16 protein-coding genes and 1 tRNA gene are annotated in these 13,295 nt (G+C 56.4%); 13 read left to right on the top strand and 4 right to left on the bottom strand.

Annotation, left to right across the window (positions count from 1 at the left end):
- Nucleotide 1 precedes the first annotated feature (1 nt).
- From napG to OGV50_RS02490, 12 genes are all read left to right on the top strand, one after another.
- Nucleotides 2–697, top strand: a complete 696-nt coding sequence (gene napG, locus OGV50_RS02545) for a ferredoxin-type protein NapG (RefSeq protein WP_058667724.1) — start codon at nt 2–4, stop codon at nt 695–697.
- Nucleotides 684–1,547: a quinol dehydrogenase ferredoxin subunit NapH gene (gene napH, locus OGV50_RS02540; protein WP_047462425.1), complete on the top strand. Its 864-nt coding sequence runs from the start codon at nt 684–686 to the stop codon at nt 1,545–1,547. Before napG ends, napH begins: the two co-directional genes overlap by 14 nt.
- A complete protein-coding gene (napB, locus tag OGV50_RS02535) occupies nt 1,544–1,993 on the top strand; it encodes a nitrate reductase cytochrome c-type subunit (RefSeq protein ID WP_047462429.1) in 450 nt (149 codons plus the stop codon). Before napH ends, napB begins: the two co-directional genes overlap by 4 nt.
- A gap of 9 nt (nt 1,994–2,002) precedes the next feature.
- Nucleotides 2,003–2,605, top strand: coding sequence for a cytochrome c-type protein NapC (napC, locus tag OGV50_RS02530; protein WP_012131552.1), 603 nt, complete (start codon nt 2,003–2,005; stop codon nt 2,603–2,605).
- A 6-nt stretch (nt 2,606–2,611) separates the two neighbouring features.
- Complete coding sequence (ccmA, locus tag OGV50_RS02525) at nt 2,612–3,238, top strand: cytochrome c biogenesis heme-transporting ATPase CcmA (RefSeq protein WP_101724221.1); 627 nt, start codon at nt 2,612–2,614, stop codon at nt 3,236–3,238.
- Entirely contained in the window at nt 3,235–3,894 is a 660-nt protein-coding gene (gene ccmB, locus OGV50_RS02520; RefSeq protein WP_012131555.1) for a heme exporter protein CcmB, read from the top strand. The genes ccmA and ccmB overlap by 4 nt, the downstream gene beginning before the upstream one ends.
- A 144-nt stretch (nt 3,895–4,038) precedes the next feature.
- The gene (locus OGV50_RS02515; protein WP_012131556.1) at nt 4,039–4,776 is read left to right on the top strand and encodes a heme ABC transporter permease; all 738 of its coding nucleotides are present in this window, start codon (nt 4,039–4,041) and stop codon (nt 4,774–4,776) included.
- Complete coding sequence (gene ccmD, locus OGV50_RS02510; protein ID WP_012131557.1) at nt 4,773–4,985, top strand: heme exporter protein CcmD; 213 nt, start codon at nt 4,773–4,775, stop codon at nt 4,983–4,985. The genes OGV50_RS02515 and ccmD overlap by 4 nt, the downstream gene beginning before the upstream one ends.
- Nucleotides 4,982–5,461 carry a cytochrome c maturation protein CcmE gene (gene ccmE, locus OGV50_RS02505; protein ID WP_047462435.1) on the top strand — a complete coding sequence of 160 codons (480 nt, stop codon included), beginning with the start codon at nt 4,982–4,984 and terminating at the stop codon, nt 5,459–5,461. Before ccmD ends, ccmE begins: the two co-directional genes overlap by 4 nt.
- Nucleotides 5,458–7,401 (top strand): heme lyase CcmF/NrfE family subunit, encoded by a 1,944-nt coding sequence (locus tag OGV50_RS02500; protein ID WP_047462438.1) that lies wholly within the window; start codon nt 5,458–5,460, stop codon nt 7,399–7,401. The genes ccmE and OGV50_RS02500 overlap by 4 nt, the downstream gene beginning before the upstream one ends.
- Nucleotides 7,398–7,955 (top strand): thiol:disulfide interchange protein DsbE, encoded by a 558-nt coding sequence (gene dsbE, locus OGV50_RS02495; protein WP_012131561.1) that lies wholly within the window; start codon nt 7,398–7,400, stop codon nt 7,953–7,955. Before OGV50_RS02500 ends, dsbE begins: the two co-directional genes overlap by 4 nt.
- Nucleotides 7,952–9,001 carry a cytochrome c-type biogenesis protein CcmH gene (locus OGV50_RS02490; protein WP_200090839.1) on the top strand — a complete coding sequence of 350 codons (1,050 nt, stop codon included), beginning with the start codon at nt 7,952–7,954 and terminating at the stop codon, nt 8,999–9,001. Before dsbE ends, OGV50_RS02490 begins: the two co-directional genes overlap by 4 nt.
- A 78-nt stretch (nt 9,002–9,079) precedes the next feature.
- Here the strand turns inward: OGV50_RS02490 and narP are convergent, their stop codons facing one another.
- The 4 genes from narP to OGV50_RS02470 all read right to left on the bottom strand — a co-directional run bounded on the left by narP (nt 9,080) and on the right by OGV50_RS02470 (nt 12,095).
- The gene (gene narP, locus OGV50_RS02485; protein ID WP_012131563.1) at nt 9,080–9,727 is read right to left on the bottom strand and encodes a nitrate/nitrite response regulator protein NarP; all 648 of its coding nucleotides are present in this window, start codon (nt 9,725–9,727) and stop codon (nt 9,080–9,082) included.
- Between the two features lie 210 nt (nt 9,728–9,937).
- Nucleotides 9,938–10,014: transfer RNA gene (locus OGV50_RS02480), tRNA-Pro, on the bottom strand.
- Nucleotides 10,015–10,087: 73 nt separating this feature from the next.
- Complete coding sequence (gene yejM / locus OGV50_RS02475; RefSeq protein ID WP_012131564.1) at nt 10,088–11,848, bottom strand: LPS biosynthesis-modulating metalloenzyme YejM; 1,761 nt, start codon at nt 11,846–11,848, stop codon at nt 10,088–10,090.
- 19 nt (nt 11,849–11,867) lie between these two features.
- Nucleotides 11,868–12,095 (bottom strand): YejL family protein, encoded by a 228-nt coding sequence (locus OGV50_RS02470; protein ID WP_012131565.1) that lies wholly within the window; start codon nt 12,093–12,095, stop codon nt 11,868–11,870.
- Between the two features lie 134 nt (nt 12,096–12,229).
- Between OGV50_RS02470 and yejK the strand changes: the two genes are divergently transcribed.
- On the top strand, nt 12,230–13,237 hold the full coding sequence (gene yejK, locus OGV50_RS02465; RefSeq protein ID WP_012131566.1) for a nucleoid-associated protein YejK: 1,008 nt from the start codon (nt 12,230–12,232) through the stop codon (nt 13,235–13,237).
- The last annotated feature ends 58 nt before the right edge of the window (nt 13,238–13,295 follow it).

Raw genomic sequence — 13,295 nt, 5'->3', positions numbered from 1 at the left:
CATGTCCCGGTCAGCGAAACCCCAAAATGGCCGCCGCCGCTTTTTGCGCGATATGGTTCGCACGGCAGGCGGGCTGGCTGCCGTTGGCGTAGCGCTGGGGTTACAGCAGCAAACCGCTCGCGCAACGGGCGTGCGGTTGCGCCCGCCGGGGGCATTGGGTGAAGACGCGTTCGCCAGCGCTTGCGTGCGCTGCGGGCAGTGCGTTCAGGCATGTCCGTATGACACCCTGAAGCTGGCGACGCTGGCTTCGGGTTTATCTGCCGGTACGCCTTACTTTGTCGCCCGCGATATTCCCTGCGAAATGTGTGAAGACATTCCATGCGCCAAAGTTTGCCCCAGTGGGGCGTTGGATCGAGAGATCGAATCTATTGACGATGCGCGCATGGGGCTGGCGGTACTGCTGGATCAGGAGAACTGCCTTAACTTTCAGGGACTGCGCTGCGACGTTTGTTATCGCGAGTGCCCAAAAATCGATGAGGCGATCACGCTGGAGCTGGATCGCAATATGCGCACCGGCAAACATGCGCGCTTTCTTCCCACCGTTCACAGCGACGCCTGCACCGGCTGCGGTAAGTGCGAAAAAGTCTGTGTGCTGGAACAACCGGCGATAAAAGTGTTGCCGCTGTCGCTGGCGAAAGGGGAGTTGGGGCACCACTACCGCTTCGGCTGGCTGGAGGGGAAAGATGGCAAATCGTAAACGCGATGCCGGGCGCGAAGCGCGAGCGAAAAAAGGCTGGTGGCGCAGCCATCGCTGGCTGGTTTTGCGGCGGATAAGTCAGTTTCTGGTGCTGGGAATGTTTCTCAGTGGCCCGTGGGCGGGCGTCTGGATTCTGCACGGTAACTACAGCAGTAGCTTGTTGCTGGATACCATTCCTTTAACCGACCCGCTGATAACGTTGCAAAGCCTTGCCAGCGGGCATTTACCTGCCGCCGTTGCGCTGACCGGCGCCGCCATTATTACGGTGCTGTATGCCCTGGCAGGAAAGCGATTATTTTGCAGTTGGGTCTGTCCGCTGAACCCAATTACCGATTTTGCGAACTGGCTACGCAGAAGGTTTGACCTGAATCAGTCCGCAACGATTCCGCGTCATATACGGTACGTCCTTCTGGTTGTCGTGCTGGTGGGATCGGCGCTAACCGGAACGCTACTGTGGGAATGGATAAACCCGGTTTCCCTGCTGGGGCGTAGCCTGGTGATGGGATTCGGTAGCGGCGCACTGCTGATTATCGCTCTGTTTTTATTTGATTTACTGGTCGTTGAACACGGCTGGTGCGGACATATCTGCCCTTTGGGCGCGTTGTATGGCGTGCTGGGAAGTAAAGGCGCGCTAACGGTGGCGGCGAAAGATCGCGAGAAATGTAACCGCTGTATGGATTGTTTTCATGTTTGCCCGGAACCGCACGTCCTGCGTGCGCCGGTGCTGGATGAGCAAAGCCCGGTGCAGGTCACCAGCCGCGATTGCATGACGTGCGGTCGCTGCGTGGATGTCTGTTCTGAGGACGTATTTACAATAACAACACGATGGAGTTCGGGAGCGAAATCATGAAAAGCCATGACCTGAAGAAAGCGCTGTGTCAATGGACGGCCCTGCTTGCCCTGGCGGTGAGTGGTGCGGTTTGGGCAGCAAACGGAGTGGATCTGAGCCAGTCGCCGGAAGTTTCGGGGACGCAGGAAGGGGCGATTCGCATGCCGAAAGAGCAGGAACGTATGCCGCTGAACTATGTTAATCAGCCGCCGATGATCCCGCATAGCGTTGAAGGTTATCAGGTAACGACCAATACCAACCGCTGCCTGCAATGTCATGGTGTGGAAAGCTACCGTACTACCGGCGCGCCGCGTATTAGCCCAACGCACTTTATGGACAGCGACGGCAAAGTTTTAGGCGAAGTCGCGCCGCGTCGTTACTTCTGTTTGCAGTGCCATGTGCCGCAGGCGGATGCCGCGCCGATCGTGGGTAATACCTTTACCCCGTCGAAAGGTTACGGGAAATAAGAGGTCATTATGGAAAATTCTAACCGTAAACCTGGCGTGATTAAGCGGGTCTGGCAATGGTGGCGTCGCCCCAGCCGCCTGGCGATTGGCACGTTGCTGTTAATCGGTTTTGTCGGCGGCATTATTTTCTGGGGCGGTTTCAACACCGGGATGGAAAAGGCCAACACCGAAGAGTTCTGTATCAGCTGCCACGAAATGCGCAACACCGTCTATCAGGAATACATGGAAACCGTGCACTACAACAACCGCAGCGGCGTTCGCGCCACCTGTCCTGACTGTCACGTTCCGCACGAGTGGGGCCCGAAAATGATCCGTAAGATCAAGGCCAGTAAAGAGCTGTACGGGAAGGTGTTCGGCATTATAGATACTCCGCAGAAGTTTGAAGATCACCGTCTGACAATGGCGCAGAGCGAGTGGCGACGGATGAAAGACACCAATTCGCGGGAGTGCCGTAACTGCCACAACTTCGAATTTATGGATCTCACCGCTCAGAAAGGCGTTGCCGCCAAAATGCACGACCAGGCAGTGAAAGAGGGGCAAACCTGTATCGACTGCCACAAAGGGATTGCGCATAAACTCCCGGATATGCGCGAAGTGAAACCGGGCTTTTAATAATGAGTGGGTATGCTTGAAGCCAGAGAACTGCTCTGCGAGCGGGATGACAGAATACTGTTCAGTGGGCTGTCGTTTCGCGTGAACGCAGGGGAATGGGTACAAATTACCGGGGGCAACGGCGCGGGGAAAACCACCCTTTTGCGGTTGCTCACCGGGCTGGCGCGCCCCGACGCAGGGGAAGTGTGCTGGCAAGAGCAGGCGTTGCACCGCGTGCGCGACAGCTACCATCAAAATCTGTTGTGGATTGGACATCAGCCGGGGATTAAAACCCGGCTTTCGGCGTTGGAGAACCTGCGCTTTTTCCACCATGACGGCGATACGGCGCAGTGTCTGGCCGCGCTGGCGCAGGCGGGGCTGGCCGGATACGAAGACATCCCCGTCAACCAGCTTTCCGCTGGACAGCAACGGCGCGTGGCACTGGCGCGTCTGTGGCTGACCCGCGCGACGCTCTGGATCCTCGACGAGCCGTTTACCGCCATTGATGTCAATGGCGTTGAGCGCCTGACGCAGCGCATGGCTGAACATACACAGCAGGGCGGGATCGTCATCCTCACCACGCACCAGCCGCTGAATGTCGCGACTGACAAAATACGGCGTATCGCGCTGACCGGCGAGAGGGTAGCGCAATGATGTGGCAAATCTTTCGTCTTGAGCTGCGCGTGGCGTTTCGTCATAGCGCGGAAATCGCTAACCCGCTGTGGTTCTTTCTGATTGTTATCACGCTTTTCCCGCTGAGCATTGGCCCGGAGCCGCAGCTGCTGGCGCGCATTGTTCCCGGCATTATCTGGGTGGCGGCGTTGCTCTCCTCGCTGCTGGCGCTGGAGCGTCTGTTTCGCGATGACTTACAGGACGGCAGCCTGGAGCAACTGATGCTCCTGCCGCTGCCGTTACCGGCGGTAGTGCTGGCGAAAGTGATGGCGCACTGGGTGGTGACCGGCCTGCCGCTGCTGATCCTCTCCCCGCTGGTGGCGTTATTGCTGGGAATGGATATGTACGGCTGGCAAATCATGGCGCTGACTCTGCTGCTTGGCACGCCGACCCTGAGTTTTCTTGGCGCGCCGGGCGTGGGGTTAACGGTGGGCCTGAAGCGCGGCGGCGTATTGCTGAGCGTGCTGGTGCTGCCGCTGACCATTCCGTTACTGATTTTCGCCACTGCGGCGATGGATGCGGCCTCCATGCATTTGCCCGTTGAGGGATATATGGCGATTTTGGGCGCGTTGCTGGCGGGCAGCGCAACGTTAAGTCCTTTTGCTACGGCGGCAGCGTTACGTATCAGCATGCAGTAGCGCGGTCTTTGACTGGCGACAAACTGTAGGATGCCGGATGACGTTACGCTTATCAGGAAAGTCTGTAGGTCTGATAAGGCGTCTTTGCCGTCATCCGGCATAACTGAAGTTTCATTCGTTTTGATTGAATCTGGTGACTGAACTATGTGGAAAACACTTCATCAACTGGCGATTCCCCCACGGCTTTATCAGATCTGTGGCTGGTTCATCCCGTGGCTGGCGATAGCCAGCGTGGTGGTGCTGGCGGCGGGCTGGGTCTGGGGGTTTGGCTTCGCGCCTGCGGATTATCAGCAGGGGCAAAGCTACCGCATCATCTACCTGCATGTCCCGGCGGCGATCTGGTCGATGGGGATTTACGCCTCGATGGCGGTCGCCGCATTCATCGGTCTGGTCTGGCAAATGAAAATGGCTAACCTGGCGGTGGCGGCGATGGCGCCTGTTGGCGCGGTGTTTACCTTTATCGCGCTGGTTACCGGTTCCGCCTGGGGCAAACCGATGTGGGGAACCTGGTGGGTATGGGACGCGCGATTGACCTCTGAACTGGTGCTGCTGTTCCTGTACGTCGGGGCGATAGCGTTGTGGCACGCCTTTGACGATCGCCGCCTGGCGGGGCGCGCGGCGGGCATTCTGGTGCTGATTGGCGTCGTTAATTTGCCGATCATCCACTACTCGGTGGAGTGGTGGAATACGCTACATCAGGGATCAACTCGTATGCAGCAGAGCATTGACCCGGCGATGCGCGCGCCGCTGCGCCTGGCGATTATCGGTTATCTGCTGCTGTTTATCACGCTGGCGCTGATGCGGATGCGTAACCTGATTTTGTTAATGGAAAAACGTCGCCCGTGGGTGAGTGAACTGATTTTAAAAAGAGGCCGCCAATGACCAGCGCATTTGCATCCTGGAGTGATTTCTTTGCTATGGGCGGTTACGCCTTTTATGTCTGGCTGGCGGTTGTGATGACAGTGATCCCGCTGGCGGCGCTGGTGGTGCATACCGCCATGCAGCACCGCGTGATTTTGCGCGGCGTGGCGCAGCAGCGAGCGCGTGAAGCGCGGATGCGTGCGGCGCAGGCGCAGCGGGAGGCCGCATGAATCTCCGTCGTAAAAATCGTTTGTGGATAGCCTGCGCGGTGCTGGCCGGTTTGGCTCTGACTATCACGCTGGTACTTTATGCGCTGCGTTCCAATATCGACCTGTTCTATACGCCAGGCGAAATTCTCTACGGTAAACGCGAAACGCACCAACTGCCTGAAGTGGGGCAACGCCTGCGCGTCGGCGGCATGGTCATGCCCGGAAGCGTGAAGCGCGACCCGGATTCGCTGAAAGTGAATTTCAGCATCTACGACGCCGAAGGCGTGGTGGATGTGACGTACGAAGGCATTCTGCCGGATCTGTTCCGCGAAGGGCAGGGCGTGGTGGTGCAGGGGGAGCTGGGCGAGAAAAACCATGTGCAGGCGAAAGAGGTGCTCGCCAAACATGATGAAAACTATACCCCGCCGGAAGTTGAAAAAGCGATGCAGGAAAACCATCGTCGCCCGGAAAGCGTTTATAAGGATAAAGCATCATGATGCCTGAAATTGGCAACGCGCTGCTGTGTCTCGCACTCGGCGTGGCGCTGTTGCTATCCGTTTATCCGCTGTGGGGCGTGGGGCGCGGCGATGTGCGCATGATGGCCTCGGCGAGGCCATTCTCCTGGCTGCTGTTTATCCTGGTGATGGGCGCGTTTCTGGTGCTGATCAATGCCTTCGTGGTGAATGATTTTACCGTTACCTATGTCGCCAGCAACTCCAACACGCAACTGCCGGTCTGGTATCGCGTCGCCGCGACTTGGGGAGCGCACGAAGGGTCGCTTCTGCTATGGGTATTGCTGATGAGTGGCTGGACGTTTGCCGTGGCCGTGTTCAGTCAGCGGATGCCGCTGGATATCGTCGCCCGCGTACTGGCGGTGATGGGGATGGTCAGCGTCGGTTTTCTGCTGTTTATTCTGTTCACCTCCAACCCGTTTTCCCGTACGTTGCCCAACTTTCCGATTGAAGGGCGCGACCTGAATCCGCTGTTGCAGGACCCGGGGCTGATCTTCCACCCGCCGCTGCTCTATATGGGCTATGTCGGTTTCTCGGTGGCGTTCGCGTTCGCGATCGCCGCGCTGATGAGTGGGCGTCTGGACAGCACCTTTGCCCGCTTTTCCCGTCCCTGGACGCTGGCTGCATGGGTATTCTTAACGCTGGGTATCGTGCTTGGCTCTGCCTGGGCCTATTACGAGCTGGGCTGGGGCGGCTGGTGGTTCTGGGACCCGGTGGAAAACGCCTCATTTATGCCGTGGCTGGTGGGCACCGCGTTGATGCACTCCCTGGCGGTGACTGAACAGCGCGCCAGCTTCAAAGCCTGGACGCTCCTGCTTTCAATATGCGCCTTCTCACTCTGCCTGCTCGGTACTTTCCTGGTGCGTTCTGGCGTGCTGGTGTCGGTGCATGCTTTTGCCTCCGATCCATCGCGCGGGATGTTTATTCTCGCCTTTATGGTACTGGTGATCGGCGGTTCGCTGCTGCTGTTCGCGACGCGCGGACACAAGGTTCGCTCGCGGGTGAATAACGCGCTCTGGTCGCGTGAGTCACTGCTGTTAGCCAATAACGTCCTGCTTATCGCCGCCATGCTGGTGGTGTTGCTGGGAACATTGCTGCCGCTGGTGCATAAACAGCTCGGTCTGGGCAGTATTTCAATCGGCGAACCGTTCTTTAATACCATGTTCACTTGGCTGATGGCGCCGTTCGCGCTGCTGCTGGGCATCGGGCCGCTGGTTCGCTGGGGACGTGACAGACCGCGCAAGTTGCAGCGGTTGTTGGTTATCGCGCTGGTGAGCACGTTAGTGTTGTCGATGCTGCTGCCGTGGCTGTTTGAAGACAAGATTGTCGCCATGACGGTGGTCGGGCTGGCGATGGCGTGCTGGGTATTTGTGCTGGCGGTAGCGGAAGTCGCGCAGCGCGTTTCGCGCGGTACGAAAATGACGCTCAGCTACTGGGGAATGGTCGCCGGGCACGTTGGGCTGGCGGTGACGATTGTCGGCATCGCGTTTAGCCAAAACTACAGCGTGGAACGTGATGTCCGCATGAAAGCGGGCGACAGCGTCAGCATCCACGACTATCAATTCACCTTCCGTGAAGTGAAGGAGATTACCGGCCCGAACTATCGCGGCGGGGTGGCGATTATCGGCGTGACGCGGGAAGGTAAAGCAGAAGCGACGCTGCATGCGGAAAAACGTTTTTATAACAGCACCAGCTCAATGATGACGGAAGCGGCGATCGATGGCGGGATCACCCGCGATCTGTATGCCGCTCTCGGCGAAGAGCTGGACAATGGCGCATGGGCGGTGCGCCTGTATTACAAACCGTTTATCCGCTGGATCTGGGCGGGAGGGCTGTTGATGGCGCTTGGCGGGTTGTTCTGCCTGTTTGATCCGCGCTATCGCCAGCGTTCATGCCCGCAAAAAACCGCGCCGGAGGCTGTATGAAGCGCAACGTACTGTTAATACCTTTCGTCATTTTTCTGGTTATTGCGGCGGCGTTGCTGTGGCAGTTGGCGCGTAATGCGGAAGGGGACGATCCGACGAATCTGGAATCGGCGCTGATTGGCAAACCGGTGCCGACCTTCCGTCTCGAATCGCTGGAAAATCCTGGTCAGCACTATCAGGCAGACGTGCTGACTCAGGGGAAACCGGTGCTGCTCAACGTGTGGGCGACCTGGTGCCCGACCTGCCGCGCTGAACATCAGTATCTGAATCAGCTGTCTGCGCAGGGAATTCGCGTGGTTGGCCTGAATTATAAAGACGATCGCCAGAAAGCGATTACCTGGCTGAAAGAGTTAGGGAATCCTTATGCGCTAAGCCTGTTTGATGGCGACGGTATGCTTGGGCTGGATCTGGGCGTTTACGGCGCGCCGGAAACTTTCCTGATCGACGGCAAAGGGATCATTCGTTATCGTCATGCAGGCGATCTGAACGCCAGGGTATGGGAAAGTGAAATAAAACCGCTCTGGGAGCAGTACAGCAAGGAGGCCGCGCAATGAGATTCTTACTGGGCGTGCTGATGCTGGTGATCTCCGGCTCGTCGTTGGCTGCTATTGATGTTATGCAGTTCAAAGATGAAGCGCAGGAGCAGCAGTTCCGCCAGCTCACCGAGCAGCTGCGCTGCCCGAAATGCCAGAACAACAGCATCGCGGACTCTAACTCGATGATTGCCACCGACCTGCGTCAGAAGGTTTATGAACTGATGCAGGAAGGTAAAAGCAAGCAGGAGATCGTTGATTACATGGTGGCGCGCTACGGTAACTTCGTCACCTACGATCCGCCGCTGACGCCGCTTACCGTGCTGTTGTGGATCTTGCCGATCACCGCTATTGGCGCTGGCGGCTGGATTATCTTCGCCCGTTCGCGGCGGCGCGTACGTGTTAAACAGGAAACCTTTTCTGATGAGGTGACGCCGAAGGGACGCCAGGCCGGATTATGGCTGTTTGCTCCCGGGGTTGTGATCGCGCTGATTGTCGGGGCGGTAAGTTACTACCAGACCGGTAACTATCAGCAGGTAAAAATCTGGCAACAGGCTACGGCGCAGACGCCAGCGCTGCTGGAGCGCGCGCTGGACCCTGACGCGCAGCCGCTGAATGAAGAAGAGATGACACGCCTGGCGCTTGGTTTGCGTACCCGACTGCAAAGCGATGCTGGCAATGTGGAAGGCTGGATTATGCTTGGGCGTATCGGCATGGTGCTGGGGAATGCCAGCACGGCGACGGAAGCGTATGCCAATGCGTACAGACTGGACCCCAAAAATAGCGATGCCGCATTAGGGTATGCGGAAGCGCTGACCCGTTCTTCCGATCCTGATGATAATCGTCGGGGAGGGGAGCTGTTGCGCCAGCTGGTGAGAAGCGATCATGCCAATATTCGGACGTTGAGTATGTATGCGTTTAATGCCTTCGAGCAGCAGCGTTTCGGCGAGGCGGTCGCAGCCTGGGAGATGATGCTGAAATTGCTGCCCGCCAATGATTCCCGCCGGGCAGTGATTGAACGCAGTATTAAGCAGGCATTAGCGCAGCTTTCGCCGCAGGCGGAATAAATGAGTGTGGCAAGGCCGGACGGTACTTGCCACGCGACTTGTAGGCCCGATAAGCGTAGCGCCATCGGGCATATCTTGTTACTGCATTCCGCGTGTTTGTAAAAAGAGAATGGTCGCCGCGACGCGCGAGCGCACGTTCAGCTTTCGCAGTAAATTACGAATATGCACCTTAACCGTCTGCTCAGAAATATTCAGCACGGAGGCAATCTGTTTGTTCGACAGCCCCTGAGCCAGTTCGTGCAGCACGTCCAGTTCGCGTTCAGTGAGCACGCTAAAGGGATCTTCCTCTGCGCCAAACAGTTCCCGTTCGCGCAGGTATTCGCTGACGCGATCGCTGAATACCTTGCCGCCGTTGGCGCCAGCACGAATCGCTTCCAGCAGCACTTCCGGGTCGCTGTCTTTCAGTAAATAGCCGTCCGCTCCGGCATCAATCAGCGCGTACACGTCACTGGCAGAGTCGGAAACCGTCAGGATAATGATCTGTGCGGTGACGCCATCCCGACGCAGCGCATTCAGCGTATCAAGCCCGCTCAGGCCTTTCATATTCAGGTCAAGCAGGATCAGATCAAGATCGAGACGGCTTGCCAGATCGATAGCACTCGCCCCATCGCCAGCTTCGGCAACGACATTAAATGCGGTATCCAGTTCCAGTAATTGACGAATACCTCGTCGCATAAGTGGATGATCGTCCACAATAAGCACCTGAAAAGGCGTTGCTTCAGGCATACTATTCTCCTGAGTACATACTCGTATCATTATTGTTTTTAGCGCGAAAATCGTCCAGATTCATCGCGTTGATGAGAGAATAAATTTTACCCTATTTTGGGCATGGGTAAGTAGTAAAACCTTTTGATTATGCGGTGTTAGCACAGTACTGGAAGAGAACGGCAGGCATAAAAAAACCAACCGTAAGAGGTTGGTTTTTCTAAGGGATTTTGGTCGGCACGAGAGGATTTGAACCTCCGACCCCCGACACCCCATGACGGTGCGCTACCAGGCTGCGCTACGTGCCGACTTGTGGATGCCAATACTACCGCTTTCCACCACGAATGCAAGGGGATGTCTTGCTAACTGATTTATAATTAATCAGTTAGCAATGAATCGTTTCTCGTCGGTCAGTACCTGCAACAACAGGCTCAGCTGCGGCTTCTGGTCTTTGATCTTCTCGCCGTGTAGATCGTATGTCTGATAGGTGCCGTTATTGTTCAGTACCAGCGTCATTTCCGGCGTGGTAATCGCCAGCGTACTGCCGTCCGCCGCGGTCACCCAGTAATGGCGGCGCGTGGCGTTGAACAGATCCTGTCCCTGCGAGTACTCATTGGCTGGCGTACTGACGTGCAACAGTCGCTGCATCAGCGTCGTCATCAAATCCGTATGGTCGGTCAGAGTGTTGATTCGCTGCGCTGGCGTGCCCGGCCAGTGAATGATCAACGGTACTTGCAGATGGCCGCGAGACCAGGCGAAATGGCTTTCTTCCTGCGCTAACGGTACGCCGCGACCGCCCGTAATGATCACCACGGTGTTGTTGAGTTTCCCTGCGTCACGCAGTGCGCTGAGCACCCGGTTAATCTGGGCATCCACGTTCTCTGCGGCGCGGGCATACCGTTTCGCAAAGTCTTTCTGGTTGCTGTCGTCAACGTTTGTGCCGTTGAAGGAAACCCATGAGAACCAGCGGTTATCTTCCTGGGCGTAACGTCCTAACCAGTTAATCCACTGACTCGCTGTCTGCTCGTCGGACTGCGTTTGCACAGTTGGCATGGAGAAGTCTGACAGCAGCGCCTGGCGGTAGAGCGGGCTGGTGAAGCCGTCAGAAGAGAATAGCCCTAACTGATAGCCTTGCTGGTTCAGCGCCGAGATCAGCGCGGCAGGCGTTCTGGTCGACAGAATACCGTCCATATAGCTGGGCGATACGCCATAGAACAGACCAAATATTCCATTGTCAGACGTGTTGCCTGAACTCATGTGGCGCGTGAACGACGTATTCTGTTCAGCGAATGCGGCCAACGCGGGCATCTGTTTTTCATAGCGTGAATAGTTCAGCGCATCGACCGTAATTAACAGTACGTTCTGGCCGGTGCCCATGTCGCGATATTGCAAATCGCTCAGCGGATACTGAACGGAAACGGCTTCCGGGTTGCCTTGTTCCACCAGACGGCGCTGATACTCCTGCGCATCCAGCAGACCGTGTTTTTCCAGAAAACGGCGCGCCGTCATCGGGTATGACAGCGGTAAATTCGCGCGCTGCATGGTGATCGGGCGATAGAAGTTGGCGTCTGCCCAGATATACACCACATGCGAAGCGATAAATGAGACGAAAAAGAATGCGGCAAGCGGTTTGGCGAAATGGCGGCGTCGCGTCAGGCTGCGCAGCTTTTGCCAGCTCCAGGTCGCAAACAGCATTTCGATTAACAGGATGACCGGCACGCTAATAAACATCAGCTGCCAGTCGCGCGCCATCTCGTTCTGATCGGGGTTAATGACCAGTTCCCAGACAATGGGATTCAGGTGCAGGTGGAAGCGGGTAAAAACTTCGCTGTCGATCAGCAACAGCGTCATGCCCGCCGTCGCCAGGATAGCTGACAAAAAACGCATCAGCCGCTGGGACATGACAATAAATGTCAGAGGAAACAGGATCAGCAGATAGGCGGCGAACACCAGAAAGCTGAAATGCCCGACAATGCTCAGGTACGAGTAAATACGCCCTGCAAGCGTTGTCGGCCAGTCTGCGACAAACAGGTAACGGCTACCGAGCACCATGGCCAGCAGAATGTTGAACAGTGCAAACCAGTGCCCCCAGCTAACCATCTGGGAGACTTTTTCACGGTAGCGCTGACGATGAGTTACCATAAATAGCCGTTCGTTTCCCTTAATGCGCTTTGTCGTCGTTAATTGAAGACTGTAATGCGCGGGCAAAAGAGTTCGCAATCGCCTGGCGTTGAGCCGGTGCGATGCTGGTGTTGATAAGGTTGGTGACCATGTTTCCCAGCACCATCAGGGAAAGGTCGGTCGGTGCCTTATGTTTTTCCAGTACGTTGAGCAGGTCACTCAGTAATTGTTCAACGTGTTCGTCACTATAGCGGGAGTGTTGTGGCATAAATCGCAATCAGTTTGTTCATGAAAGGGCAACATATTACCGTAGCAACAGTTTTTTTTCTGCTTTTTTATCTCCTGTTGCGTCACCGCCCGTCAGGTGATTGAATACCGCCCGGTCATAAAGGAGAGTTTATCATGAGTCTGGATATCAACCAGATTGCCCTGCACCAGCTTATCAAACGTGATGAGCAAAATCTTGAGCTGGTCTTGCGCGATTCATTACTGGAGCCGACAACCACCGTTGTCGATATGGTGGCTGAACTGCACCGGGTCTATAGCGCCAAGAACAAAGCGTACGGCCTGTTCAGCGAAGAGAGTGAACTGGCGCAAACGCTGCGGTTGCAGCGTCAGGGCGAGGAGGATTTTCTTGCCTTTAGCCGTGCGGCGACCGGCCGTTTACGCGACGAACTGGCGAAATACCCGTTTGCGGACGGCGGTATTGTCCTGTTCTGCCATTACCGTTATCTGGCGGTGGAGTATCTGCTGGTGGCGGTGCTGAACAACTTAAGCAGCATGCGCGTGAATGAGAACCTGGATATCAACCCGACGCACTATCTGGATATTAACCATGCGGATATTGTGGCGCGTATCGATTTGACCGAATGGGAAACGAACCCGGAATCCACCCGTTATCTGACCTTCCTGAAAGGCCGGGTAGGGCGCAAAGTGGCCGATTTCTTTATGGATTTCCTGGGCGCCAGCGAAGGGCTGAACGCGAAAGCGCAAAACCGGGGGCTGTTGCAGGCGGTGGACGATTTCACCGCAGAAGCGCAGCTGGACAAAGCTGAACGTCAGAATGTCCGTCAGCAGGTGTACAGCTACTGCAATGAGCAATTGCAGTCTGGTGAAGAGATTGAGCTTGAATCGCTGTCGAAAGAGTTATCCGGCGTCAGCGAAGTCAGCTTCAGAGAATTTACCGCTGACAAAGGCTATGAGCTGGAAGAGAGTTTCCCGGCGGACCGCAGCACGCTGCGTCAACTGACGAAATATGCCGGGAGCGGCGGTGGGTTAACCATCAACTTCGACGCCATGCTGTTAGGTGAGCGGATTTTCTGGGACCCGGCGACCGATACGCTGACGATCAAGGGAACGCCGCCAAACTTGCGCGATCAGCTCCAGCGTCGGACGTCCGGCGGTAATTAACGGTTTTGACGTTATGTGTTGTAACGCCGGATAGCGGTGCAGGCACCTTATCCGGCTT

Source organism: Citrobacter sp. CK180 (genome assembly GCF_030333655.1).
Taxonomy (GTDB): domain Bacteria; phylum Pseudomonadota; class Gammaproteobacteria; order Enterobacterales; family Enterobacteriaceae; genus Citrobacter_B; species Citrobacter_B koseri.
This window is presented reverse-complemented; position numbering and strand designations above follow the sequence as displayed.